This window comes from Bacillus sp. JJ1773 (assembly GCF_036962035.1).
Classification (GTDB): Bacteria; Bacillota; Bacilli; order Bacillales; family Cytobacillaceae; genus Cytobacillus.
In genome coordinates, this window is record NZ_JBALNX010000053.1 from 1 (window position 1) to 25,609 (window position 25,609).

General features: G+C 38.5%; 23 protein-coding genes and 2 riboswitches. Of the genes, 1 reads left to right on the forward strand and 22 read right to left on the reverse strand.

Translation table 11 applies throughout. The features are described from left to right. Positions 1-216: 216 nt before the first annotated feature. From V7127_RS16540 to V7127_RS16560, 5 genes are all read right to left on the reverse strand, one after another. Positions 217-1,545 carry an NCS2 family permease gene (locus tag V7127_RS16540; RefSeq protein ID WP_335487830.1) on the reverse strand — a complete coding sequence of 443 codons (1,329 nt, stop codon included), beginning with the start codon at positions 1,543-1,545 and terminating at the stop codon, positions 217-219. A 144-nt stretch (positions 1,546-1,689) separates the two neighbouring features. Next, positions 1,690-1,791: riboswitch (purine riboswitch) on the reverse strand. Positions 1,792-2,143: 352 nt separating this feature from the next. After that, a complete protein-coding gene (gene guaA, locus V7127_RS16545; protein ID WP_335487886.1) occupies positions 2,144-3,664 on the reverse strand; it encodes a glutamine-hydrolyzing GMP synthase in 1,521 nt (506 codons plus the stop codon). 201 nt (positions 3,665-3,865) lie between these two features. Continuing rightward, positions 3,866-3,967, reverse strand: a riboswitch (purine riboswitch). Between the two features lie 48 nt (positions 3,968-4,015). Then, positions 4,016-6,229, reverse strand: coding sequence for a DUF4129 domain-containing transglutaminase family protein (locus tag V7127_RS16550; protein WP_335487833.1), 2,214 nt, complete (start codon positions 6,227-6,229; stop codon positions 4,016-4,018). Next, positions 6,226-7,440 (reverse strand): DUF58 domain-containing protein, encoded by a 1,215-nt coding sequence (locus V7127_RS16555; RefSeq protein ID WP_335487835.1) that lies wholly within the window; start codon positions 7,438-7,440, stop codon positions 6,226-6,228. Before V7127_RS16555 ends, V7127_RS16550 begins: the two co-directional genes overlap by 4 nt. Further along, positions 7,441-8,397, reverse strand: coding sequence for an AAA family ATPase (locus V7127_RS16560; protein WP_335487839.1), 957 nt, complete (start codon positions 8,395-8,397; stop codon positions 7,441-7,443). A 248-nt stretch (positions 8,398-8,645) separates the two neighbouring features. Between V7127_RS16560 and V7127_RS16565 the strand changes: the two genes are divergently transcribed. Beyond that, positions 8,646-8,786 carry a hypothetical protein gene (locus V7127_RS16565; RefSeq protein WP_335487841.1) on the forward strand — a complete coding sequence of 47 codons (141 nt, stop codon included), beginning with the start codon at positions 8,646-8,648 and terminating at the stop codon, positions 8,784-8,786. A 1-nt stretch (position 8,787) separates the two neighbouring features. Here the strand turns inward: V7127_RS16565 and V7127_RS16570 are convergent, their stop codons facing one another. From V7127_RS16570 to V7127_RS16650, 17 genes are all read right to left on the reverse strand, one after another. After that, positions 8,788-10,503 (reverse strand): transglutaminase domain-containing protein, encoded by a 1,716-nt coding sequence (locus V7127_RS16570; RefSeq protein WP_335487843.1) that lies wholly within the window; start codon positions 10,501-10,503, stop codon positions 8,788-8,790. Between the two features lie 219 nt (positions 10,504-10,722). After that, entirely contained in the window at positions 10,723-11,067 is a 345-nt protein-coding gene (locus V7127_RS16575) for a hypothetical protein (RefSeq protein WP_335487847.1), read from the reverse strand. 131 nt (positions 11,068-11,198) lie between these two features. Next, entirely contained in the window at positions 11,199-11,681 is a 483-nt protein-coding gene (locus V7127_RS16580) for a DUF4274 domain-containing protein (protein ID WP_438824019.1), read from the reverse strand. Positions 11,682-12,040: 359 nt separating this feature from the next. Further along, positions 12,041-12,511 carry an SMI1/KNR4 family protein gene (locus V7127_RS16585; RefSeq protein ID WP_335487849.1) on the reverse strand — a complete coding sequence of 157 codons (471 nt, stop codon included), beginning with the start codon at positions 12,509-12,511 and terminating at the stop codon, positions 12,041-12,043. A gap of 2 nt (positions 12,512-12,513) precedes the next feature. Next, the gene (locus V7127_RS16590) at positions 12,514-14,544 is read right to left on the reverse strand and encodes an HNH/ENDO VII family nuclease (RefSeq protein ID WP_335487851.1); all 2,031 of its coding nucleotides are present in this window, start codon (positions 14,542-14,544) and stop codon (positions 12,514-12,516) included. 178 nt (positions 14,545-14,722) lie between these two features. Continuing rightward, entirely contained in the window at positions 14,723-15,016 is a 294-nt protein-coding gene (locus V7127_RS16595; RefSeq protein WP_335354915.1) for a hypothetical protein, read from the reverse strand. Positions 15,017-15,047: 31 nt separating this feature from the next. Continuing rightward, the gene (locus V7127_RS16600) at positions 15,048-16,625 is read right to left on the reverse strand and encodes a hypothetical protein (protein WP_335487854.1); all 1,578 of its coding nucleotides are present in this window, start codon (positions 16,623-16,625) and stop codon (positions 15,048-15,050) included. A 132-nt stretch (positions 16,626-16,757) separates the two neighbouring features. Then, positions 16,758-17,483 carry a pilus assembly protein TadG-related protein gene (locus V7127_RS16605; protein WP_335487857.1) on the reverse strand — a complete coding sequence of 242 codons (726 nt, stop codon included), beginning with the start codon at positions 17,481-17,483 and terminating at the stop codon, positions 16,758-16,760. After that, positions 17,470-17,856, reverse strand: a complete 387-nt coding sequence (locus V7127_RS16610) for a TadE/TadG family type IV pilus assembly protein (RefSeq protein ID WP_335487860.1) — start codon at positions 17,854-17,856, stop codon at positions 17,470-17,472. Before V7127_RS16610 ends, V7127_RS16605 begins: the two co-directional genes overlap by 14 nt. Before the next feature lie 24 nt (positions 17,857-17,880). Then, complete coding sequence (locus V7127_RS16615; protein ID WP_335487863.1) at positions 17,881-18,105, reverse strand: hypothetical protein; 225 nt, start codon at positions 18,103-18,105, stop codon at positions 17,881-17,883. Between the two features lie 37 nt (positions 18,106-18,142). Then, positions 18,143-19,081, reverse strand: a complete 939-nt coding sequence (locus tag V7127_RS16620) for a type II secretion system F family protein (protein ID WP_335487867.1) — start codon at positions 19,079-19,081, stop codon at positions 18,143-18,145. 5 nt (positions 19,082-19,086) lie between these two features. Continuing rightward, positions 19,087-20,019: a type II secretion system F family protein gene (locus tag V7127_RS16625; RefSeq protein WP_335487870.1), complete on the reverse strand. Its 933-nt coding sequence runs from the start codon at positions 20,017-20,019 to the stop codon at positions 19,087-19,089. Beyond that, on the reverse strand, positions 20,016-21,356 hold the full coding sequence (locus V7127_RS16630) for a CpaF family protein (RefSeq protein WP_335354918.1): 1,341 nt from the start codon (positions 21,354-21,356) through the stop codon (positions 20,016-20,018). The genes V7127_RS16625 and V7127_RS16630 overlap by 4 nt, the downstream gene beginning before the upstream one ends. A gap of 16 nt (positions 21,357-21,372) precedes the next feature. Then, complete coding sequence (locus V7127_RS16635) at positions 21,373-22,491, reverse strand: AAA family ATPase (protein WP_335487874.1); 1,119 nt, start codon at positions 22,489-22,491, stop codon at positions 21,373-21,375. A 77-nt stretch (positions 22,492-22,568) separates the two neighbouring features. Next, positions 22,569-23,369 (reverse strand): SAF domain-containing protein, encoded by an 801-nt coding sequence (locus V7127_RS16640; RefSeq protein ID WP_335487877.1) that lies wholly within the window; start codon positions 23,367-23,369, stop codon positions 22,569-22,571. Between the two features lie 38 nt (positions 23,370-23,407). Then, positions 23,408-24,106 (reverse strand): hypothetical protein, encoded by a 699-nt coding sequence (locus V7127_RS16645; RefSeq protein WP_335487880.1) that lies wholly within the window; start codon positions 24,104-24,106, stop codon positions 23,408-23,410. A 57-nt stretch (positions 24,107-24,163) separates the two neighbouring features. Continuing rightward, positions 24,164-25,495: a hypothetical protein gene (locus tag V7127_RS16650; RefSeq protein WP_335487883.1), complete on the reverse strand. Its 1,332-nt coding sequence runs from the start codon at positions 25,493-25,495 to the stop codon at positions 24,164-24,166. Between the last annotated feature and the right edge of the window lie 114 nt (positions 25,496-25,609).

Below are 25,609 nucleotides of genomic sequence, written 5' to 3' on the forward strand. Positions count from 1 at the left end.
CGTTCAGTTTTCAAAGAACCATCTTGCCGCTCAGAAGCGACTTTATTAATATATCATTTAGCAACTTTGATGTCAACAACTTTTTTAAAAAGTTTTAAAATGTTATTAACGTCTCAGCGACTGTTTTTATATAATACCACCGCCCAATTTCTTCGTCAATAGCAAATACAAAAAAAATAAAAAACGGAGATTCGTATCGAATCTCCACTAAATTAGTTATTTTAAAAAGATGAAGTAAAGAACAAAGATTACAAAGAAGAAATACATAATAGGATGAATTTCTTTTATGCGTCCCTTTACAATCATTGTAATTGGATAAAAAATAAATCCAACGGCAATTCCGGTTGCAATACTATATGAAAGAGGCATCGCAATCATTGTTAAAAATGCAGGTACAGCTACTTCAAATCTGTTCCAATCAATTTTCCCTAGCGATGACACCATCAATACTCCGACAATAATAAGAGCAGGCGCAGTGACCGCTGGGGTAACAATCGCTAATAACGGAAAGAAGAAAATAGATATAATAAAAAATCCTGCAGTTACTAATGAAGCAAATCCCGTTCTTGCTCCTGCAGCCACCCCGGCTGATGATTCAATAAAAGAAGTAACGGTTGAAGTTCCAAGTACAGAACCAGAAATGGTAGCAATCGAATCTGAAATTAGTGCTCTTCCCGCACGAGGAAGCTTATTATCCTTAACAAACCCTGCTTGGTTTGCAACAGCAACTAATGTCCCTGCATTATCAAAGAAATCAACGAATAAAAAAGTTAAAATAATACCAAGCATTGTTGTTGTATAGAAAGAACTGTCGCCAAATGAGCTAAAGAGTGCGCCAAACGTTGGTGCAAGACTTGGTGCTTTATCAATCACTTTTTCGGGTATGTCAATTAATTGAAAGATCATTCCTACAATTACGGTGATAATCATTCCATAAAACACACCGCCTTTAATCCCTCTTGACATAAAAATAACCGTTACTAGTAATCCGAATATTGCAAGCAGAGTATTTCCGTTCGTTAGATCACCTAACCCTACGAGCGTTGCATCACTATTTACAATAATACCTGCGTTTTGAAATCCAATAAATGTAATGAACAAACCGATTCCGGCTCCAACTGCGTGTTTTAACTCAATCGGAATCGCGTTAATTAGTTTTTCGCGTAAGCCAGTAAGTGTTAAAAGAAGGAAGAAAACACCAGAAATAAAAACAGCTGCAAGCGCGTGTTGCCACGGGCTTCCGTTTACTAAAACAACAGTATAGGCAAAAAAGGCATTTAATCCAAGACCTGGTGCTAGAGCAAGTGGATACTTTCCTAATAACCCCATAATAATGGAACCAACTGCTGCAGAAAGAGCCGTTGCTACAAATACCGCTCCGTGGTCCATTCTTAGAGCATCTGGAAAATCTGTTACATCCGCAAGAGTTAGAATGGCCGGATTAACAACTAATATATATGCCATTGCTAAGAACGTGGTCATCCCACCTAAAAATTCACGGCGATAGTTTGTGCCCAGTTCTTCAAATCTGAAGTACTTTTTCACTTTATTTCCCCCTACAAATTTTTATAATAGTTTTACCGCAAGCAATAAAAAATACGCTCAGGTTAATACGAGAGCGCTCGACGACAAGATACATGCAATAAATCGGGAAATATAAATGAACATGAAGACAGATTGAAAAAGCCCGAATAATCACACTTACCTCGTAGTCAAGCTATTTTCGGTAGCTCGGTAGAAACTCCTGGACCATATTTCCAGAATTATACGATGAAGTACTTATATTAAATTCAAATTTATTTTACCAGCACGACAAAAGTCCGTCAATACAAAAAGCGAACATTTTCATGTCCGCTTTTTGTATTGTTCGTATTTTTGTCAATTTCCATAAACAACGCTTTTTCGAATATTCATCGCAGGAACAATTGTACTTTGATTGTTCCGAAGGCGCTTCCGCTTTTCTATGTCTAGCTCCAGCGCCTACCCCCTCGAGGTCATAAGTCAATCAGCCAAGAAGGTAAAGACCAACCTTCCTGGCTGCTTGCCTTATGCTTGTCGGGGGTGGGCACAAAGGAAAGCTTCTGCGAATATTCATCGCAGGAACAATAGTTCTTTGATTGTTCCGAAGGCGCTTCCGCTTTTCCTACTCCCACTCAATTGTTGACGGCGGCTTGCTCGTAATGTCATACACAACCCGATTAACATGAGCTACTTCATTAACGATCCTTGAAGAAATAACTTCAAGAACATCCCAAGGAATTCTTGCCCAATCGGATGTCATGCCATCGATGGATGTAACTGCACGAATGCCGATTGTGTGATCATAAGTACGGGCATCTCCCATAACCCCAACACTTCGAATGTTAGGCAGGACAGTAAAGTACTGCCAAACATCACGATCTAGGCCAGCCTTTGCAATTTCCTCACGTAAAATATGGTCAGATTCCCGAACGATTTCAAGCTTGTCCTCTGAAATTTCCCCTAAAACACGAATGCCTAAACCAGGACCTGGGAATGGCTGCCTCCAAACAATTTCATCTGGAATCCCAAGCTCTGTTCCTAAAGCGCGAACCTCATCCTTAAATAATGTATTAAGCGGCTCGATCAGCTTAAATTGCATATCTTCAGGAAGTCCGCCTACATTATGGTGGGACTTGATCGTTTGCGCAGTCGCTGTACCACTTTCAATAATATCTGTGTAAAGCGTACCTTGCGCTAAAAACTCAATGCCCTCAAGCTTAGTAGCCTCATCATCAAATACATAAATGAATTCATTACCAATAATTTTACGTTTTTGCTCTGGGTCAGATACACCTTTTAGCTTACTTAAGAAACGCTCTTGAGCATCTACCTTAATAACGTTCATATGGAAGCCATCAGCAAATGTCTTCATGACACCTTCCGCTTCCCCTTTACGAAGCAACCCGTGGTCAACAAAAATACATGTTAGCTGATCGCCAATGGCCTTATGAATTAGAACAGCCACTACAGAAGAGTCAACGCCGCCACTTAACGCACAAAGCACTTTTTTGTCGCCAACCGTTTGGCGGATTTTTTCCATTTCTACTTCAATAAAGTTCCCCATCGACCAGTCGCCTTTACATCCGCAAACACCAAATACAAAGTTTTTCAAAATGTCATTTCCATAGACAGAATGAAGGACTTCTGGGTGGAATTGAACAGCATACATGCGGCGCTCTTCATTGCTCATAGCCGCAATTGGACATGATGGATTTACACCATCTACTGTGAATCCTTCGGGAGCCTCAACAACTAAATCGCCATGGCTCATCCAAACCGTTTGGACTGAAGGAAGATTTGCAAAAAGCTTAGACTCATTTTCAATCTTCAGCTCAGCCTTGCCATACTCACGATTCTTTGCCTTCTCCACTTTTCCGCCTAAATGCATCGTCATTAACTGCATACCATAGCAAATTCCAAAAATCGGCAAGCCTAGGTCGAAGATTTTCTCATCACAGCTGAAAGCACCCTCTTCATATACGCTGTTCGGGCCACCTGAGAAAATAATACCTTTCGGGTTCATTTCTTTAATTTCTTCAGCAGTAATCGTATGAGGGTGTAATTCACTATATACACCAAATTCTCTAATTCTACGTGTAATTAACTGGTTGTACTGACTTCCAAAATCTAATACAACGATCATTTCTTGTCCTTCTAGTTTTGCTGTCAAGCTGTTCACCCCACAAATTTAATAAAATACCATTTATTATGAATAGTGTTCTCTATTACATAAAAAATAACGCAGATACATTTCATAAAACCACGCAAATAAAATAAAAAACCAGACTCTGCTCCCCCATTGTTGGTGAAGGCAGACATTCTGGTAAAAAAACCCCTATAAAGGGATAGAAGAATCTGCCTTCATAGTCAAATCATTTACGGTGATTTGGTAGAAACTTTCGAACCATATTATCGAGGATATATGAAGGATTACATTCAATTATAATATTTCACAGATTAACGAACCTATTGTATCAACAGGTTAATTTTCCGGTCAAGCTATTGTTTTTTTAATTAAATTTTCCCACAATTCTTTCGTCTCTTCCCAGCTTCCTTCTGCTACTTCCCCTCGATAAATTAATTTCTCGTAACGGGAGGTAAGCTTGCTCATTTCACTAGTTGAATAGAAACGGTCCACATACCGAGCATAGTCTCTAAGGGTTTGCCCGTCTTTACGATACAGCCCATAGCGCTGCAATTCTCTTAATAGAAGCAAGTATGCCTTAGGGAAGTTTTCATCCTTTTTTGTCCACTTAAACCTTAAGGCTAAATAATAAGGAAGCCATCTGCCACGTAAGCGATAAATAATTAGCAGCAATAGGGATAGGGCTAGAGCAGACCCCAGCAGCCACTTCCAAGTCTTTGAGAAAAATCCTTTAACAGATTGAGTAAGCTTCGTGAATGAAAAGGACGAAGCTGATTTTTCAGGATTTTCTTTTTCAATCTCAGGCTTTTCTTTTTCTTCCGGTTTTGGCTGATTATCTGCAGTTTGAGAATTACTTTGGGACGACTGATCAAAATTAAATTGAACATTGTTAGAGAAGCCCTGTGTTGGTTCAAATTGAACCCATCCTATATTAGGGAAATACACTTCCACCCATGAATGGGCGTTATTATTTGTAACTTCAAAAATCCGGCGGCTATTTTCAGCGAGCCCCTTGTACTCACCCTCTGTATACCCTTTAACCCATCTTGCAGGGATACCGAGAGACCTCGCCATCACAACCATGGAAGTAGAGTAGTTATCACAATACCCTGTTTTTGTTTCAAATAAAAACTGGTCAACATAATCGTCATCAGCACCAGGAACAGCAACATTCTTCTGATCATAAACAAAGCCTGATTTTTTAAAATACGACTCTAACGCTCTTGCTTGTTCAAACCATGTGGTCTTGCCTTCGGTTATCTCCATGGCTAATTCTCGAACTCGCTGAGGAAGCTCATCAGGAAGCTGTGTATATCTTTCGATGAATGCATTATTTTGCGCATTGTTGATTTCGGAACTTGCATTCATGAGAGCAGTCACGCTATATTTCGGCACATCATAAATAACCGAATAGTTATTGATCGACCCAGGTATTCCACCTAATAAAGTATGGATTTTTTCCGTATAATTCTCGATTTGAAAAGAACTGTCAGGATGAAAGGGTGTTTCAATCCTCTTAATTCCTAAAGGATACACAATATGTCTATAATCCATGGACGCATTTATAAAGCTTATTTCTTCGACTTTATTTACACCATCATGATCGATAAACGAAGAAACAGGAACAACATCCTCTATACGAAAAGGTGTAACTTCCTCTCTAGGGCCAGCGGTAACCCATCCCTTCCCTGTATATACGTCTTTCGTCTCTACCTTCCAATATTGGCGTGATTCAATTTCCGCCCGAAACACAACCTGATTATCACCAATGAAAGGTCCCCCTAGCTGGGAATCATCCAAGCCATAGCCAATTTTCTGAATACCGCCTCTCTCATCCCCGCTGCCCTTTGCATACGATTTAATAAACGGAACTGGGTCAGGCCAAATCGGATCAGCCTTTGGTGCAGCAAGACCAAAAGCAACACTAATAACAATCATGACAATTAAAGGAGTCAACCATTTGCGAGAGAACTCTGCCCTTCCGTGAATAACTTCTTTATCCATAAGCCGATAAAAGGTCAGCGTCCCCATAATGACAAATCCCGAAATGACCGTTCTGACAATCGCCACTTCCGCTTCATAAGGAGTGAACGTATCAAGCACGGTAATATAAATTAATGTCATGAAAAAGAAGATAAAGATCTGCCTTTTCCTAATGAGCCAGTATTGAATTAAATAAGTCATTAACCAGAGAAGGATAAAAAATAGAAAGCTTTTAAAAAGATTACTTAAGCTAGATGTGTCCCTTTCTACAAGCAGCAATATGCTCTTATAAAAATCCCCCATAAAAACAGGTATCCAATCTAATCTAAAAAACGATCCTTCAAAATATAAGGAATGCAAAACATAGACCATTAACATCCATTTAATGAAGCCGCTGATCAAAAAATGAGTGCCTAAATAGGCCAATAGCAGTGACACGATGCTGAAAAGGAGAAAAACCCATATATTCGATGTATCTGTTAGTTGCTCTAACGGTCTTAGCCACTCCCATAGTAGCAGGAAGCCAAATGTATATAGCAGAAAAGAAGCTAAATCCTTTTGGACTTTTTGAGACTTCATGCCCGAGCCACCTCCGAAAAAACAGCCTTAAAGTTTCCGCTGTGAACTAAAACAACTCGAAGCCCTCTTGCATTAGCAGCTCCCTTAAGTGTAAGCTCATCCGGTAAAAGTGATTCCATTTCATTTTTCACGATAAATATCGTCACTGAGCCATTTTTTGAGACTAATAGACCTGCTTTTTCAATTAAGCTTCTAGTCAATTGTGCAGTGATCAGCATGAGATTATTTTGCTGAAGCAAAAATCCCTCAGCCTCAAGGATACGGTCTATCGGGACAGGACTATCATCTCTCACCTTCGCCAGATGATAGAATAATTGCATTTGCTGGCTTTCCCCGCCTCTTATGGGAAATGCGATTCTTTCAGAAGAAGAGGAAAGAAAACCAACCTGTGCTCCTTTTTGGAGAATAGCTCTAATAATAGAGGCTGAGAAAGAAACAATGGCTTCAAAACGTCCAGACGGCGCACAATCCATAAGAATGAACACATCATGGGATTGCCTCTGCTCAAATTCCTTCGTCATAATATCATTTCGCTTTGCCGTTGCTTTCCAATTAATCCATGAAAATCGGTCCCCTGGCTGATACTCCCGTATTCCAATTGCCATGGACGTATCTCTTTGTACACGTTCCTTTGACGCTGTCATTCCTTGATCAAAATGGTTTTCAAGCGGTCTGTAAATTAATTCTTCATATGCCGGGTACACCATGATTTTCTGATCTGTCTGTATGTGTATTTCTTTTTCAATTAAGCCGAGGGGGTCACCCGTTTTCACCCTTATTGACTGAAAATGATGCTCTCCCCTTGGCAGATCATTGATTTGATAGTCCCAATTGATTTCCTTTTTGAACCAGGGAAACAAGAAGGATTTAGTCCGATTCCTTTCTTGCGAATAACGGAGCTGCTCGCCGAGTTCATCCTCTATGACGATATAAAATAAGGGAAACGACATTTTCCTTTTCAGTGTAATCTCCACCTTTATCGACTCACCCGCATTATATTCCGTCTTTAAGAATACACGGGACACCTGTAAATGATGGAGACGATAGAAGGAAAGAAAAAGCGCATAAATGGCAAAAGGGACAAAGCTATAAAATAAAAACCAGCTGACAAACCCTCCCTGGAACATGGCATAGGAGAAGGTAACCAAAATTAAAAGGTACAAAGCAGCTAGCTTCCAAGCCTTCCTTACATTAGATAATAGGCCTTTCATCTACTTCACAAGCCTTTGTACCGGAACAGGAGTCCTTGCCATTACTCGATCCACTACTTCTTCAGCAGTAATGCCTTCGAACTTCGCCTCTGATTTTAAGATAATGCGATGAGCAAAAACAGCCTGTGTCAAGTATTGAACATCATCTGGAAGAACATAATCCCTTCCATATATAAAGGCATAGGCTTGCGCAGCCTTCATTAACGCAATAGAACCCCTTGGACTAACACCTAAATAAACACTTGAATGAGTTCTCGTACGGTTTGCCAGATCAACGATATAGCGCTTGATCGTTCCATCTACATGAACTTGTTTTACTTTTTCCTGTAAATCTCTTAATTCTATTAAATCAATAACCGGCTCAAGATCATCAATGGGTCTAGCCTTTTGTGCTCGGTTTAACACTTCCATTTCTTCCGTCATATCCGGATAGCCCATTTTCATTTTTAATAAAAATCGATCTAATTGAGCTTCCGGAAGAGCATAGGTTCCTTCGTATTCGATTGGGTTTTGAGTCGCCATAACGAAAAACGGCTTTTCAAGTGTATGTGTCACTCCGTCAATCGTCACACTGCTTTCTTCCATTCCCTCCAGTAAAGCTGACTGAGTTTTCGGTGAGGTACGATTGATTTCATCTGCCAAAATAATATTCCCCATGATCGGACCAGGTCTAAATTGAAACTCCATTTCCTTAGGATTATAAATAGAAACCCCTGTCACATCTGAAGGCAATAAATCAGGTGTGAATTGAATCCTTCTGAAATTCGCCCCGATCGATTTCGCAAGGGAACGTACCATCATCGTCTTTCCTACACCAGGTACATCCTCTAATAAAACATGCCCTTCCGCCAGCAAGGCAATAAAGCTTAATTCAGCAACTTCGCGTTTTCCAATCATAACCTTTTCAATATTCGCTAAAACTCTCTCTATCATAGGATGCATGTGCTCACTAGTCATATATTTCCTCCTGTTGTGCGTCATTTCATTATTTATTAAGAAAAAACAATGCTACAAGCCAACCATTCTGCTTAAAAATTGCCATTCCTTTACATGTAATTTATTCGATAAATTATGTCAAATTCCTGTAATATTCTGCTAATCTTTTATTTGAAGAATGATGACAAACGGAATAAGAGAGTTTTACTACTTCCATTTCCATATTTCTAGTATAATACCTTTTCTAAAAGACTGGGGGGCTTTTTCTTATGGGAAATAAAGGGGAATACCAATATTATGAGAGAAGAAGAAATGCTCTCTCGAAGAAACATCCAACCATAAATGGAATGGAATCTCCGAAAAAGCAAGATTCAGAGATTCCATTTTACTCAATCATATTTACGGAATAAATTAATAAGACACACCTGTACGCGTATGCGTTTTATTAAATTCATCCATGTTTGGTTCAAAATAAGTGTCAGTAAATTTAGCAACAAATTGATTATCTTTTAAATAACCAGCACCCCATGTCGGGTCCATCGTCACCCAGCTGCCATCAATATTCGCTTCAACCCATGCATGCCTTGCAGGCCAAAATCCGCCGCGCGCCATTCCTTCTACAAATCTAGCTTCAATATTACTTGCTCTAAGCAACGCAATCGTTAAGTAAGCATAATCTTGGCAAACCCCTGTTTTCAGTTCCAATGTTTTCAAGGCACTGTCATCCCATTCGAATTCATCATTCTTGTATTTCCCAACATCGTAGCTAATATTTTGGGCCACATAATCATAGATGGCTTTTGATTTTTCCAGGTCTGTGCTTTTACCGTTTGTAAGCTCCTTTGCCAGTTCCTCAATTTGGGGTGCATCTGATTGAACGCCACGGGAAGGAAGAAGATCCCGCTCATCTTTAAGGGCTTTTGATTCTACTTCGAACTGCGCAAAACCGAAGTATCGGAAGTAATCACTGTTCTTTTCTTTTATTTCAGGTACACTAACTGTCACTTCATACGTACCCGGACCAAATCGCAAATAAAAAGAGTCATCAAATTGAAAATCCTTAACAGGGATGACATCTAAGGCTTCATCCTCACCTTTTTTCGATGTGATGTAAATATGTGTTGTTTCCGGTGCAAACTCTGCTTTTGGGTCAATGGAACCTTTTATGTTAAAAGTCCCTTCCGACTCTTCCCCGCCAAATAGAGGATACTCTAATGTAACTCCACGCTCCATATAAGTTTTAGAATACTCGATCGGCTTCATCGTCCGATTAGATTTGTTATCTATTAATACCGTTGTAGCCGTTTGGTAATAATTATCCCGCTCCTTATCAGGAACTAACACTTCAAGCTTATGTATCCCTTCACCATAAAACAAAGGAATATCAAAGGAAAATCCCCCATTTTTAACAGGAATCACATGCTTCCATGTTTCAGAGTCCTTATTGAGCCTGAGCATGATTGTATCCTCGTCTTTCAAACTGCCCGCCTTCCCTTTTAACTGAAAGATTCCATCCTCTTCTACGAAGCTAGAATCCAAATTTAGGGCAAGCTCAGCATCCTGACCAAATGGTGTATACGTAATATCCCGCTGAATTTCAGGATTTACATTATAAACTTCAAATTTGGCCGTATCATAATAATAATTTTCACGATCTGTACTAGGAAGCTGGACAGTTATTCGGTATTCGCCCTCTCCATTGAAGAAATGAATTTCCTGCTTAAATTTGCCGTCCTTAATTGGTGTGTAGTATTCATGCTTATTCCCTGCTCGTCCTTCTTCATCAGAATGGACCTTGATCCAAGCGTAATGAAATTTCAATAGGGAGTGCTTTTCGATCTCTCCTTCGACCATAACTTTCCCATTTACTGCAAATTTTTTATATTCAGGCTTCTTAAAAGTTGCACCGATCTCTTCACTGTAAGAAGTCAATTTTATCGGTTCAAGTTCAAATTCTTTATTTTTCTCCTCTGCCAGCTTTTCATATTTGTTATCTTGCTTTTGTTCCTGTTTTTTAGAAGCTTTTGTCTCTGAATCACTTGAACTAGCATTACTGCAAGCTGAAAGGATAAAGACGCAGCTTAACAAACATAATAAAAACGTAAAGAAATTTCTTTTCGCATTCATTTCTGTTCCTCCAAATTTATGTAATAAAGTAAAAAAACAAAATGGTTATATTCAGTTAAACTTACGTCTGGACTATAGTTTAGTTTCTGAGTATTAATTCCTCTTTTTTACATTATTAATATAACTAAAGGCTTATATAATAAAAAAACACACGAATGGCGTTTAAAACCAAAGTGTGTCAGAAGAAAGTTAGAACAATACTTAATGTTTTGTTGCAAATTATTTAACAAAGTCTTTACCCCTTATTCTTCCATTCATTTCATCTATAAAAAATCTTCTGCCATAAAAATCTATTACCCCTACTTTATTTTCAATATGACTAATGCCAACATAAGGGTATCTTAAACTTCCTATTAATTCTTTATTAGGCTCCTGAATTCTCCACAGTATTTTCCCATTGAAACTAACACCATATACATTGTCTAAAGTATGATCATCCATTGGAATGTTTAGCAGAACGATAACGACATTATTTACAACTTTTATTTCTTGAATACTTTTATCAAATTGTAAATTGTTTTTACCAATGGTTAACTCATTGCCTGCAAAAGTCACTGAATCCACTAAATTTCCTCCTCTTCATATTCCTTTCTTTTTATCGCGGTTTCTAATTTGTAATCCGCTGCCCGAATTGCATGATCGTTAACTAATAAAGAAACCTTGAAAGGCATATAGCCAAACAAGGTTTAGTTACCTTATATTTTAGGAACTTCAACCACAGCGCCTGGAGATTTACTAATAAGTATATCTGGAATGTTCGCGTTATTTTTCCTCAACTTATATATTTGGATTTTGGTTAATTCAGGAGTGAACGAAATATTCTGTGTCTTAAACTCAAAATTTTTAAGTTTATTAAAAAGTTTAAATAATAAATCCTTCCACTCTTCTAATGTAGAACTTAAAACTTCCTCTGGATTTTCTAAAATACGATATCCATCTGCATAATGAAACATTAATAATCCCGTTCCTAAATCACAATTTTCATTTTCAAGGAGGGCCTTTGGTACATCAAAACCGTTGGTCCAATTATAATTTGCTGCAAATAAATGGAGTATTAAAGGATTTTCTATATTACTTAAATGTTTGATTGTAGTTTGTTTATCTTTATAATAAAGTAACTCTTCAAGAAAACTAATATCAACCTTCCACAATAAATCAGCAAAACTCTCTGGATCCATCAATCTATCTACTCCATTTTTAATTATATTTCGCATAAAACCACAGCCACTTTCTTCAAAAAACCTTCCAATCCCTTTGGGAGTTTCACCCATTCCAGATTTAGCGTTTTCTACCCCCTGTTTTATAAGAGCATAGAAAGAAAGTCTCTCCATATATGGGTTATTATTGCCCTCATCAATAACATAATTTCTCAAATATGAGAAGTCAGCCATTATCTAATCTCCTACGCTAACAAAAAGTTATTAAAGAAATCGCGGGATGAAGTATTTTTCCGAAATATCCATTCACTTAAAAACCTGAATTTATATCAGTCAAAAAACCTTGAATGGCAATAGTCAATTAAGGTTTTCCTGCTTTTCTAGATTTCTTGTTTAACTAAATCTAATAAAAAATCACCGAAGTCATTAGCAATTATTTCATATGTTTGGCTTTCTAACTCAACACCTGGCACAAAAGAAACTACCTTCGGTTCTCCATTATCATCAGGTTGATTAAAATCTAAACAAAAAAGTTCATCACTTCCAGTATCATAAATAACTAAAAGGTTGCTAGGAAGATTAATTTCCTTTCGTTCTGTTAAAGTATACCAAATTGCGTCTGGAACAGAGGAGTTCTCAAAATCATTGTTAATAATTCCGTAAATCTCTTGGGCTCCGAAATTACCTGCACCAAATGTCTGTAAATAATCTAAATATAAGCCAGTAAACCTTAATCCTAACTTTTCTTCAGCCAAATTTATTAATTCAAATGTACGACCTCCAACAAAGTCAGAAATTTCTTCTTCATTCAATATTATTTGTTTTGCTTTTTGATAAGTTTCAACACCCATTTTCATCCCCCATTTTCTAATTCATAATCCTTGGCTCTGTTTTTCCAGTATTCAGTTCTCCATTTATTAAATTCAGTTCTATTTATTCCCGAAGGTATAGTGTTGGGATTGATATGAATTATAGAACTATTTTCTTGATGAAACGTCTGTGTAACTTCAGCTATTGAACTCTCGTTTCTCTGTGTCGTGTGATGAAGATTTACAGACTTTCCATCAGGTCCAAGTGGAGCCAATCCCTTTTTCATTCTCTCAAGATTAGTTCTTCCACGTGCGTCTTTCATATTTGGGTCTATAATATCATCTCTTTGGTAAACTTTCACATTTTTAAATTGAGTCGTTTTATTCCAATAATTATAGCCATTAGCCGTACCCTTATTACTTAAAACAGTCTCTATCGGTCTCTCATTTCCGAATTCCCCAATACGCTGTCCCTTTAGGTCAAATTGGGTCCCTCCGCCTTTATGGCCGAATAGAGGATTGACAATTCCGGTTCTTATTACTGTTCCTTCAGCTAAATTAACATCCGCAATGAATTTAGGAGTATATGGCAAGGCGAATTTATCCTGGATCTCCTTTGCTGTTAATCCTTGGATGTCTTCTGCTCTCATCATCCAGCCGCCATACATCGTGGAGTTTTCTCCATCGTAGACTCTTACAAAGGAAGTTGATTCGGTTAGCTCAATTTCTTTAACCTTTGTCCCTGGCTTGTAGGGAGGTTGATCGTAACCCATGGAGTCTTTCCACCATGCGTTAACTTCCTCTGCTGATGCTTCCTTTACAGTTTTTGTATTGGCCAGGTCAGGAGCGTCCTGTTTAATAGTTGCTGAACTCTTCCCCTGTTTCGATACGTTTGAAGCAATTTCATCCCCACACGCGCATCCCATTGTAGATAATTTCGGGATGGCAAAGGTGCCTAATCCAATGACAAGGGTAGTGGTAAAGACAATGGCTGCTCGTTTGCCTGTTTGCGACCAGTCTACTTTCCCGTTTTCCTTCCATTGAATAATGGAGTCAAGGACAGCAAAAACCCCTGCTGTTACGGCACTGTAAATCGTTGAACTCTTTACTGCTACCCAAATGCGGCTTAGAACGTTGGCTACCTGAGATACTGGCCGTTTCACAATTCGGGCAATAACAGTTGCCAGCAAGTTCCCCTGCTTGCTTAAAATTTGTTTTACCCCTAAACTTCCGAAAATTCTTGCCGCTACCGGCCCCATGACTGCTCCAAGTGTAAAGTTGAAGAACAGGCTTTCGAACGTAAAGGCCTGCTTCCAAAGACTGCTGTCCCCTGTAAAAAGGAAATGCAGGGCGCCATGGAGAATCGTGAAACCTACCGCTCCCGCTCCTCCAAGTCCACCTAATGTTACCCAACGGAGTAATCCGGATGCTGGAATTAGTCTAAATGCTCCTAATAATCGCAGCACCCCTAAACCGCCAAAGAAAGAAATTCCTGAGGCCAGGCCACCTGCCACCATCCCCCAAAAGCTCGTTTCTCCTGAAGCAAAAGTAAACACCACTCCAGCAATCCCGAAGCCGACAGCGGCTACTATTGTACCTACAGAAAGGGCAATTCCGATGGCCGCTAAAGCCCAAACACCTAGTAAAATTACACCCACTACAACTAAAATAGCTCCGATTACTTTTAAGAGAGTTTGAACCCATTCTTGTGAGAAGAAATCTTTAACTCCCTCCCATACGTCCCCGAGCCAGTCGGTAAAACCATCCCACTTAGGACCAAACCAATCCTTAAATTCTTCCCATCCATCCTTAACCCATGCTTTTGCATTTTGGAGCTTATCAATAAATGCATCTTTTATTTTTTTTAAGTTATCAAATAATTTATCAAACCATGAAGCATCACCAGCCATTGGCACGCCGCTTTTAGCATCATGCACTTCTGTCTTCCTGATTCCATTGCTATCTGACTCTACCTCACCGACATTTGCTACTGCTGGGTGAATAAATGAAAAAAGGAGCCCAATTAGGAATATGAGTGTAAGTGCACTTCCTTTTACCTTAAGAAAATTATTCATGCCTTCTCCCCTCACATGTTTTTTTCATGAAAGAGTCCGTCATTTTTGAAAAAACATCATGGTGAAGAAATTGACCTTTGACTATTCATATTAAACTTTAAAACTCTTAGTTAATTTTGGTATTCAATAATCTTCCGCATTCATTAATTTTATAAGGGAAAGTCCACTATAAAAGACATTAAAAAATCGCAATAATAATCCTCCAAACTAAGAAAAATCCAGCAATGGACAACCCGGCGTAAAAAGTAGTTTTCTTAATCTTTCTACCTTTATCTCTTACCCCTGCCCCATCAATAGAAGTTAATAACAATGCAATGAAAAATAAAATACAAAATGTTAGTAAATTATATTTTTGTTCCTGAAAATCGACTGTCCAATTTTCATCAGCAACATTAAATGCATATATCACAAAGGCTATAATGACGGATAATAAATATGTGTAGGTTATAATAGTAAAAGTTTTCTTTTTCAAATAATCACCTCTATTTTTAAAACAGCAAAAATTACTCCACTAACGGAGTTGCAGGTATTCCGGAATTTCCAATGCTTCCAGTTTTCTCTTGCTTGTTATTATTTTGATGATTGACTTCATTATTTTCAATATTACTTTCAGATGAATTTTCTGGTGTGTCCTTAGGATTATTTTCTTGATTACTATCAGGATCATTCTCTTCTTTAATATTAGAGTTACTATCTAGCTCTTTATTAGGTTCGGTGCCATTATTACCTCCAGGATTACTATCCGAATTATCAGGGCTATTGTAATCACCTTTTAAACCGTTCTTTATTAATTCTTCTACTGTTTTACCAACAGTATCTTCTGTAATCGGCCCGCTATTAATTAAATGACTGATAAGAGGAGAAAACACCTTTAAAGAAACAATAGCAACTGCCCCTCCAATAAGGAAATTTTCCCAACTAGACCACTCGCCACCTTTAATTCCGCCAGAAAGCCAATTTTCAAAACCTCCGTAGATTCCAAGGCCTACAACTAATGAGCCTCCTATTGCAAGACCCGGTAATAGGATAGGACCTAACAAACCACCGGTAAATCCGCCAATAATGCCATCTATCAATAAGTCTTTGAATGAAAATTCACTTCCAGTATACCAGGCAGTTAAAACATACGAGGCTATGTTAGAAAAAACACCTGCGGATGCCCCAATACCAGCTCCTCTAAGGATATTACCAAACACGTTACCTGCAGTATAATAGCCCTTTATTTGCCCCCATAATGGAAGACCCTTAAACCAACGCCAACTTGCTGCACCTTTTCCCCTCAGCCATGGCCATGCCACTGTTCTCATCCAAGTCCATGCTGCACGGCCCTTTCCCAAAATCCATGGCCATGCTGTATTTCTCATCCAGTTCCAAGTCGCTGGTCCCGCTGTATTTCTAAGCCAGCCAATCGCTGATGCAAAGGCACCAGTAGTTAGTCCTGCGTAACCTAATATTCCGCCAAGACCTGCTGAGCCGAGGGCGCCCCAAAAGCTGTAGCTATCTCCGGCAATCCACTGATAGACAAATGCCCCGATCAAAGCACCAGCAGCAACAACTAGAACTATCCCAATTGTTAAAGCTCCTACTACTCCTAATGCTGCTAATGCAGCAATTCCACCGATAATGACCACGGCTGCAATAATACCTGCAATGATGGATTGCGCCCATTTATTATTTGCAAGCCAATCAGCAGCTGCATTCCATGTATCTCCTACCCAATCAGTAAACTTACCCCATTTGTCTCCAGCCCAGTCAGTAAATCCATTCCATTTGTCACTGGCCCAATCAGTAAAATCATTAAATCCATCTACCACCCAGTTCCCGAAATCCTTGAGCCCATCAATCGTACTATCCTTTATTTCACCAATCTTGTTTAATGCCTTTTTCCACCACGGTAGTTCTCCTTCCTCTCCCATGGGATCACCAGATTTTCCATCAGTCACTTCAGTTTTATTTATGGTGATTTGCTCAGTTTCCACTTCAGTCACGTCTGCAATTGCAGTATGCCACTCAGACGATAGCAAAAGGAACAATAAAAGGAGGCTGATGAACCATTTAAATTTTGAATTTGTGAAACTCAAAATATACCGCACCCTTCAAAAAATAGAATCATAAACATCGAATAACATTTCATTAATAATGTTATGAATAAAGCTCTTTTCGCAAATTTTTTATATAACAAAAATCTTTACGAAAAGAGCCTTATAAAAAAGCTAATCACACTTAATGGTAAAGGTCTTCGGTTCACCAATTTTAACCGATGCCTCAGATGTTATGGCAGAAATACTTTCATCAGATACTGTAGTAAACTTTGCCTTCCGCTCTGTCACCACGTAGACACGAAAATCCTCGCCGATAAAGTTTAAAGTTTTAACTTTATCATTTTGGTTTTCCTTTGCGAACTTTTCAGCTTCTTTTCTAGCATTATCAAAGTTATCTCTTACTGCTTCGCAGGCTAGATCACTCACACCATCATCCCCAAAGAAAAATCGCATGGCGGGATTCGCTTCAACTTCGACTGACGGACTTCTTAACCAGCTAACTACATCTCCTGGCATTGATCTTCCGCCATGACTTGCTTCTTCCTTACGAATAAAATCAGCTAATATATCCTCTTCAGATGGCGGTTCCTCATCCTCTTTAACTGCCGCCAAGGCAGCTGCAAGAAAAGCTTCCCATCTAGCTCCGAGAGCCTCTAATTCTTTTTGCGTTTCCTTTTGAAGCTCATCCTCCATATACTCCCTAGAGCTCTTCGCTGCTGCCAAAGCTGCTGCATCTGCTCCCGTTTGTGTAACGCGCTTATGAATAAACACATTTGAGAAGTCAAAAAACAGCAAAGCTATAAAAATAGCAGCCATGAGCATGCCAACCATAACGAGTAACATGCCACTGCCTCGCTCATTATTAATGAGATTCTTGACTCTTTTAATCTGTCTCATCAGGATCGTCCTCCATCGGCATTACGGCATCTGCCGTAAAGTCGAATTTAATATCAGCAATAAAAGGAAGAGCAATCACTGGAGCTTCTATATTTACCTCTACCCTTGCCTCATCATCACCGGGACCTCCCGAAACAACCACTCTAAAGCCTGAAGCCGATCTTTCAGCAACCTGCTTCCAATCTGGATCACGAATGGAAGCTGCACGAGCTCCATCCCGCGCAGCTGACTCTGCCACTACAAGTGAAAAAGCGATTAATGCAATTTGCCAAATTATTAAGAACCCCAAAATAACAAGAGGAAACATCGCAATAAACTCAATGGCCTGTGAGCCTTTTTCATTTTTCACATACCGTTTTAAAAAATTTCTCAATTTACTCACTCCGGCTACTTATTATTAGCTGCCACCACCGCCAGTACCGATATTACCGATCAATTCCTCCAACTTGGATATAATTGTCTTTCCTATACTTGTGTTATCGCCAATACCTGCAGCAATTGCACCCATAACTGCCAATACAACAAGACCTAGTGCAACCCATTCTAGCGCCTGAGCCCCTCTTTCATTTTTCACATAACGAGAATAAATCCCATTCACCTTAGTCCAAGTTTTTAATAACATACTTATTCCTCCTCAGATTCTCTTATATTTAATCCTCCTATTTAAAGAAGGAGTCCAACCCAAATGCAGCCGGATTGTACATAATGTTTAATACAAGCAGGCCTATAATGAGACCAAATACTGCTGGTGCCACAAAAAATGTGGTGACTAATGTAATTTGTGGGCTTGCTTTTGCAGCCTTCTCCTTAGCTACAAACCCCCTTGATGCTCTAAGGTCATCGGCTTGCAGTTTAAAGGTTCTCGACACAGGCACTCCTAGAGTGGATCCTTGAATTAAGCCATTTACAAGTGAGTGCAGCTCTTTCGATGAATTTCGGTCCATTAAGCTTTGATAAGCAGTAATTCTTGGAACGCCTAAATCTATTTCTCTATTAAACCTGTCAATTTCTTCACTCAATGGTCCTTCAAACTGTTGGGTCACTTGCTGTAAAGCATTATCTAAGCTCACCCCGGCCTGAAGAGTGACACTTACTGTATCTAAGAAGTCAGGCATCATGATGGTAATGAGCTCCTGCCTGTTTTTAGCTTTAAAGTACAACCATGCACTAGGTCCCAAAAAACCTCCTAGAATCGAAATTAACAGGATTTGTAATCCCCAAGGCATGCCTAGGAAGCTATAAAAACTGCCAAACCCTAACCCTATTAACCCCAAAACAAAACGAAAGCCATAAAAATCCTGTAAATGAAAGCCAAGTGGATTTCCTGCTTCCTTCAGCATTCTTTCGTGCTTTGTTTTATCAGCAAAGAATGGATATTTGATTCCTACTGGACCAGCTTTTTTCCCCCAGCGAACCAATGGCTGTATAATTCTTTCCCTTAACGATTTTTTCTTTTTATCTTTTCGATATTGATAACCCTGGTTTTTTAAAAGTTTTTCTTTCTTAGCAATATATAAATAGATATAAACAAAGCCAATAAATAGCAGAATTAATATCAATACAAACATGACGAGTGAAAAAAAGCCTAATAGTTTCATATTGACTACACCCTTATATCCGAAAGTCTTTTTATGATGAAGAATGCAAAGAAAACAATCATAGAAAAACCAGCAAAAATTAATAATCCAAATGGCGTAAACAGGACATTTAGAAACCCTTTAATAAATAAATTCATCATTAAAACCATTAAAAAGGGCATGGCAACCAAAATATAAGCTATAGATCGGCTTTCTGCTGTTACAGTTTGAATTTCTTTGTGAACTCGGCTTCTTTCCTCTAGCGTTTCTGCCATCGAAGACAGGACCTCCGCTAAATTCCCCCCCACCTTTTGCTGGATGAGAATAGTACTGACAAAAATATTGATATCATTGCTTGAGACTCTTTCCCTGAACTGGTTCAAAACCATCTCTAAACTATCGCCTAATTTGAATTGATAGTTCATTTTTCTAAACTCTGATTGGCTTGGATCTTTCATATCTCTTCCTACCATTTCAATGGCTTGTGGAATAGTTTGCCCCGCTTTGATTCCGTTTGACATCATTCTGCATATTTCCGGAAGCTGTTTATTAAAGCTTTCTGTCCGTTTATTTCTCCTAGAATTCAAATAAAATCTTGATCCGATGGATACTATTAAATAGCTTACGAGTACAGACATTAATAGAAACAAACCGAACAGAAAATGATTCATAAAGGTAAATAAGGCTAATAGCAAAATATAGATTCCCATATACTCAGAAGGCTTTAGCGTAATATTTCCTTGAATAAGCTTTTTTTTCAGCTCTGATGCAAGTTCTGATGAATCATATTTATCTCCAATCAGCAGAACAAAGCTTTTGCGCTCAAATTCTTTTTCCCTATCAAACCAGTTATCCATCCGCTTATACGAGTTCCGCGTTTTCCGGCTTAATAGGATGAAAAATACTCCTGCCAAAAAACTAAATATGCTTCCAGTTAAAAGTCCCCACGCCAAGCTCATTTGAGGGCACCAGCTTCTAAGATATGTTTCGAAAATTCAATCCCATATGAGATAAAACGCTGATATATATTTGGGACATAACCTGTGCCTTCAAATTCTCCAAGGATTGTTCCGTCCGGAAGTGTTGCCTTTCTATTAAATCTGAATATATCTTTTGCGAATATTACTCCATTTTCTTCTACAAGCTCTGCAATATTGACAATTCTTCTTCTTCCATCAGAAAAACGGGACGTTTGAACAATCAGATCTAATGCTCCGACAAAATACCCCCTAATAACCTCAACGGTTAATGGCAGGCCAGACATAATCACCATGGATTCAAGCCTTCCTAAAGCATCCTTTGGACTGTTTGCGTGAATCGTTGTTAATGAACCTTCGTGACCAGTATTCATTGCCTGCAGCATATCGATTGCCTCCGAGCCGCGGACCTCCCCGACTATAATACGATCCGGACGCATCCTGAGAGCGTTTTTAACGAGATGCCTAATTGTTACTTCACCTTTTCCCTCCATATTTGAAGGGCGCCCTTCAAGCCGGACAAGGTTATCGTATGTTAATCTCAGCTCAGCCATATCCTCAATGGTAACGATTCTTTCTCCCTTTGGAATGGAATCTGAGAGGACATTTAGCAAAGTAGTTTTTCCGCTTCCAGTACCACCAGAAACTAAAATATTTGCTTTTGCCTTAACTGCAGCCTTTAGAAATTCAGCCATATCCTCTGAAAAGCTTCCAAATTTCATCAGGTCCTCTAAAGAATAAGGGTCCTTTTTAAACTTCCTTATCGAAATAGAGGGCCCATCTACGCTGATAGGCGGAATAACAGCATTCACACGGCTTCCATCCATTAAACGGGCATCTACCATTGGAGAGCTTTCATCAATTCTTCTCCCAAGAGGGGCGATGATACGATCAATAATATGCCGGACATGTTCATTATCTTTGAAGCGTACATTGCTTTTCTCTAACTTCCCTTGACGCTCAATGAAAACTTCGTATGCACCATTAACCATGATTTCCGTTATGGATTCATCCCTCAGCAAGCTTTCAAGCGGCCCATAGCCCACTGATTCATTAATGATTTGTTGAATGATTTGTTCCATTTGATCAGATGTGATGATCACTTTTTCTTCATCAATCATTTGTTTTACTAAGCGTTCAATCGTTCGTTTTCGATCGATTGGAGTTAATGTCGTAATGTTTTCCAGATTCGCTTCCTTTATTAAACGGGACTTATAATGCTTTACTAACTGATCAACTTGTGTTTCTGAAATATTCCAGTCATGCTGCAGTGCTGATTGCTTCGATCCTAGTACAGAAGCCTTTTCAACCCAGGACATTTTTTCACTCCTTTACTTAACGCTTTAGTAATTCCTCCACATATTTCTTCATATCTCTTGTTACTTTACTTGCCCCTTTATCCTTCTTTTTCTTAAAGAAGCTTTCTCCCATATTGAGATATGGCTGAATAGCAAAATAATCTGCACTAACGGTTCCTTGTATTTCTTTTCCGATAATCTTTACAATGTCCTTGACTGTTAATTCGGACTTAGAATGATTACGGTTGACAATCAATGAAAAATGTTCCCCTCTTCCAATTTGAAAACGTTCAAAAAGATCCTCCGCAAACTTAAAAGCCCGCATCCCTAAACTATCAGGAGTCATTATGTAATGAATATGCTGAGCAAGGCTAAGGCCAGTAAAGGTTAGGTTATCGATATTCGTTGGCAAATCTAGAATAATATAATCATAATGATTGCTGGCCACTCTTATTATTCTGTTCATGAGTTCATCTGGAATAGTCTGCGCAACTGCTGGATTTGCTGGGCCATTTAAAATGCTCACCCTCGTTTCCTCATGAACATTGGACACATTCTGAATATGTCTAATATCCAATTCTTCCAAAACTGGAATTAAGTCATAATAGGACCTGATTGGCTGTATGCCAAATAGGGAATCGGCTGTTCCAAACTGTGCATTCATATCAATTAATAAAACTTTTAGATTGTGATGAATGCTGAGAGACTGAGCTGCTAATACCGACAAAAGCGTTTTACCGCTGCCGCCCTTTGCGCTATAAAAAGCATGGACTTGCCCTGTACCATATCCTGCGTTTGTTTCCTTTTGCAGCCGGAACTGATCCCTTGTATATCGAACTAATTCAATTAATCGTTCCTTTTCATCCGGGAAAACAATAACATCCTTAGCCCCAGAAACTAGCCACATCCTTGCAAGGAGGAAGTCATGGCTCCTTGTAAGGGCAATTAGGCTGCTTTTAGAGTTGTTTTTTAGCTGCTCAGGATTTTCAATTGAGTCAATATCAGCAAAAATATAATGATAGCTATGCTGTTCCTGAAAAGTTCGTTTCCATTCAGGCATAACCGTAATATCTATATTTTCATTTTCGATTAGCTGTTGGATGAGTTCGCTCCATCTTAAATCTTTCGTGATCAGCATCCCTTTATATGCACTCATTTATTGCACCCTTCCAAAACTTCATTTTCGTATTTTACTTTTTATTGTCTGAATTCGGTTCAATTAGAAGATTGCTGTTATTGATTTTGTTCCACTGGTTTTTCTTTTTCTTCTGCAACGTCTCTTACCTGTTCTTCAGATTTAGCATCGTTATTTGCGTCCACTTTCTGATCTTCAGTCGTTTCTGCAGCAGGCGGCTTGTCGCTTGCCTTTTCTTGTTCTTTTTGCGGAGCTTTCTGTTCAACTGCATCCGGCTCATTTTTTTCACCTGAAGAAGCTTGATTCACTAGTAGAACCCGTATTTGGACAGCAGAATTTTGGTAGTGAATAATTCTTTCCGCATTTTCAACGCTCAAAGAAATTTTTATCCTTGAAGGACCTTCATTTTGCTTTTCCACTTGAACAACACTTACATTTTGGAATTGCCTTTTCGTTTGCAGACTGCCATTCACTTCTTCCGAAACGATAATATCAACAAGATCTCCTTCAGCAACATCTTGATCAATTAAGACAATTTTTGTTGCATTTAGCCATACGACACGATCATTGATAGGAATATCTAATTTCTTACGGACAAGTGCTTTAGTCAGCAGCTCCCCCTCTTTAACTTCCGCTACTGAAATAGCATCCTTAAACTCGTTTTCACTTCTAATTAAGGAAGAATAAGCACTAGATTGCGGCATCTGTATCCACTCTATATCTGACTCTTTAATTTCGTGATAGGATTTAATATCTTTTGCTGCTGTAGCTACTGCAACGGTTTTCCCTAATTTTTGCTGAGCCTGTTTGATCTGAACAAGAATTACACCGGCTGCAACGATTGCCAGCAAAAAAGAAATCGTTAAAAATATAATGGCTTTCCTTTTAGCATCGATCATCCATTGTCACTCCAATATTTTCTTTATCTATCTGTCTCTTAAGCAATGAAAATATCAATATTGTCAAAACTAAGAGGTAAACTATTTTCTTCAAGCTGAAAAAATGATACAGATGCTAAATCAATGTCAAGATTCTCTCTTGAAGCAATAAAAATCGATTTTGTTTGACTCATTTCTTGAACCTTCCTGAGTAATTCTTCTTTTGGACCTGTTAAGAGTAATTCTTTAGAAAAGCTGTCGATTAGATAATATTTATTATTCTTCTTTCGTTTCTTTCTTTTTAACTTCAAGTAGTTGGGAGCTGTATGAAATTTCGAATGATTTGTAATGGTAAATCTTTGTAGAGGAATAAAGGAAGGGAGTATATTCTCCCTTACTTGCTCTTGAATTCTCTGAAGTATGTAAATAGCAGCTGATTTATTGATTGCACCATCCAACGTGATTAGTTTATGACTGGGAAAATACCAGTTTTTTAGTCTATTAATGCTCTCTTTGTTAGTGATGAAAGAATCATATACATAGAGAACTTCCTTGTATTCCTTTAACCATTTGTCTACATCCTCTAATTCGTCTTGGAGTCCCCTATTGATTAATGGCAGTTTTTGACTTAAAGTTTTTTTACTGCCATTTAAATAATCCTTTAAAGGAAAGTCCTTTTTCAATTTGGGGCTTCGAATAATGGCAAATTCTGTTACACTCTCGGGCAATCCTAAAGATTCATCTATAATGATATGCACTTTGAATCCTCTCTTCCCTCTTCAACGTTAACTATTCTAAGAACCTCAATTACAAAATCAACTTCCATTAATAATGCTGAATAATTCTTCTCTTTTGTTATTAATCTTCTCCATCCCTTGATCAACAAGGCTTTCAGCATAGACGTCTAGTACATCATACCGGGCCTTTAGCTTTTCTTGAATTTCGTCAACATCAGTGCTTTCAATTTTCTCCTCTGCTTCAAGCTTTGAGAGAGCTTCCCTAATAACCTCACTTTCTAGACTGACTACCTTCATAAATGATGATTCTATTCCACGTAATTGTTCTCTTAAATCCGCTGTTCGGAAATTGACATTGATTCCATTTACGGCTTTCTGATTGTTTTTGGCAATGGTGTTAACGGCTTCTTCCATTAGCTTCTTGAACGTATTCTCTAGTTCCACCTTTGAATTCACCGTGTAATATTCTCCATTGCTTGCAGCTGCCGTGTCCTTAAGCTGCTTTTGACCAGCATCATCTACATTGAAGCCAATGATATAAACCTTTACTTTCAGGTCTGACTCTGCTAGTTTCTTAGCTTCCTCGATTGGGTTGCCATCACATGTTTCAATCCCGTCACTGACAACAAATAATAGATTCTCCGTATCTTCACTTGCATTTGTCTTTAAATCATCGTAGGCAGCTTTGATTGATGAAGCTAACGGTGTCCAGCCACTTGGCTTAAATTTATTTAATGCATCATTGAAATTAGCTTCATTAAAAGCATTTGCTTCGTACATCACTTCGGTACTCGAGCAGGACATTGCTTTATCTGAGTTTTTACCGGTTCCTTTATGTCCGTAAGTACGCAGGGAAATTATTGAATCCGAAGGCAGGCTTGAAGCAAATCTATTTATTGCTCCTTTTGCCAATGCCATTTTTTCTCCGCCAGGAACCGCTGCAGCCATGCTTCCGCTTGAGTCAATATGTACAGCAATGTTTTTGATTTTTTTCTTTTCCTTTGTTATGTCTAGTTCTCCAAAATCCGGCTCATAATTGGCTAGAGCATCATTTACTTCTGTATAGTCCAAACCAAACCAATGCACCAAGCCATTATAGATTTCTTCATTCCCAAGTTCTTCTACCACAAATTCAGACATTAGATTATCTATATCCACGTCTTCCTTATTCGGTTTAGCGTCTGAATACATACCTTCCAGCTTCACGCCAATCGGCTGGTGAACAATTTCCTCAGCTTCCGTTGCAGCCGCTGGGTATTCAATCTTTACAGCCTGTTTTTCTTCTTCCTTTTGTATTTCGTCTGCAGATAGTTTCGGATCTTTTTCTTTATCATTTGTCTCGACACTAGAACAGCCAGCTACAACAAAGAAAAGACTTAGAAAAATGAGTGCTATATGTTTCAATTTCAATTTTGACTCCCCCTGTTAAAAACAAATGTCAGGTCAAAATATTTACCTGACGTTCCAATCTTGTTGAGTATTTATGAAATAACCATTTTATTCAAATTAATAGTACCTATATAT

What these genes read in the sequence shown, in the direction of transcription:
- V7127_RS16625 (WP_335487870.1), bottom strand. Translation starts at nt 20,019, where the DNA reads ATGAGCTTGGCGTGGGGACTTTTAACTGGAAGCATATTTAGTTTTTTG.
- V7127_RS16635 (WP_335487874.1), bottom strand. Translation starts at nt 22,491, where the DNA reads ATGAGTGCATATAAAGGGATGCTGATCACGAAAGATTTAAGATGGAGC.
- V7127_RS16570 (WP_335487843.1), bottom strand. Translation starts at nt 10,503, where the DNA reads ATGAATGCGAAAAGAAATTTCTTTACGTTTTTATTATGTTTGTTAAGC.
- V7127_RS16580 (WP_438824019.1), bottom strand. Translation starts at nt 11,681, where the DNA reads ATGGATCCAGAGAGTTTTGCTGATTTATTGTGGAAGGTTGATATTAGT.
- V7127_RS16590 (WP_335487851.1), bottom strand. Translation starts at nt 14,544, where the DNA reads ATGAATAATTTTCTTAAGGTAAAAGGAAGTGCACTTACACTCATATTC.
- V7127_RS16620 (WP_335487867.1), bottom strand. Translation starts at nt 19,081, where the DNA reads ATGAAACTATTAGGCTTTTTTTCACTCGTCATGTTTGTATTGATATTA.
- V7127_RS16615 (WP_335487863.1), bottom strand. Translation starts at nt 18,105, where the DNA reads ATGTTATTAAAAACTTGGACTAAGGTGAATGGGATTTATTCTCGTTAT.
- V7127_RS16550 (WP_335487833.1), bottom strand. Translation starts at nt 6,229, where the DNA reads ATGAAGTCTCAAAAAGTCCAAAAGGATTTAGCTTCTTTTCTGCTATAT.
- V7127_RS16630 (WP_335354918.1), bottom strand. Translation starts at nt 21,356, where the DNA reads ATGTCCTGGGTTGAAAAGGCTTCTGTACTAGGATCGAAGCAATCAGCA.
- V7127_RS16585 (WP_335487849.1), bottom strand. Translation starts at nt 12,511, where the DNA reads ATGGGTGTTGAAACTTATCAAAAAGCAAAACAAATAATATTGAATGAA.
- V7127_RS16555 (WP_335487835.1), bottom strand. Translation starts at nt 7,440, where the DNA reads ATGAAAGGCCTATTATCTAATGTAAGGAAGGCTTGGAAGCTAGCTGCT.
- V7127_RS16605 (WP_335487857.1), bottom strand. Translation starts at nt 17,483, where the DNA reads ATGAGACAGATTAAAAGAGTCAAGAATCTCATTAATAATGAGCGAGGC.
- V7127_RS16640 (WP_335487877.1), bottom strand. Translation starts at nt 23,369, where the DNA reads ATGATCGATGCTAAAAGGAAAGCCATTATATTTTTAACGATTTCTTTT.
- guaA (WP_335487886.1), bottom strand. Translation starts at nt 3,664, where the DNA reads ATGATCGTTGTATTAGATTTTGGAAGTCAGTACAACCAGTTAATTACA.
- V7127_RS16560 (WP_335487839.1), bottom strand. Translation starts at nt 8,397, where the DNA reads ATGACTAGTGAGCACATGCATCCTATGATAGAGAGAGTTTTAGCGAAT.
- V7127_RS16565 (WP_335487841.1), top strand. Translation starts at nt 8,646, where the DNA reads ATGGGAAATAAAGGGGAATACCAATATTATGAGAGAAGAAGAAATGCT.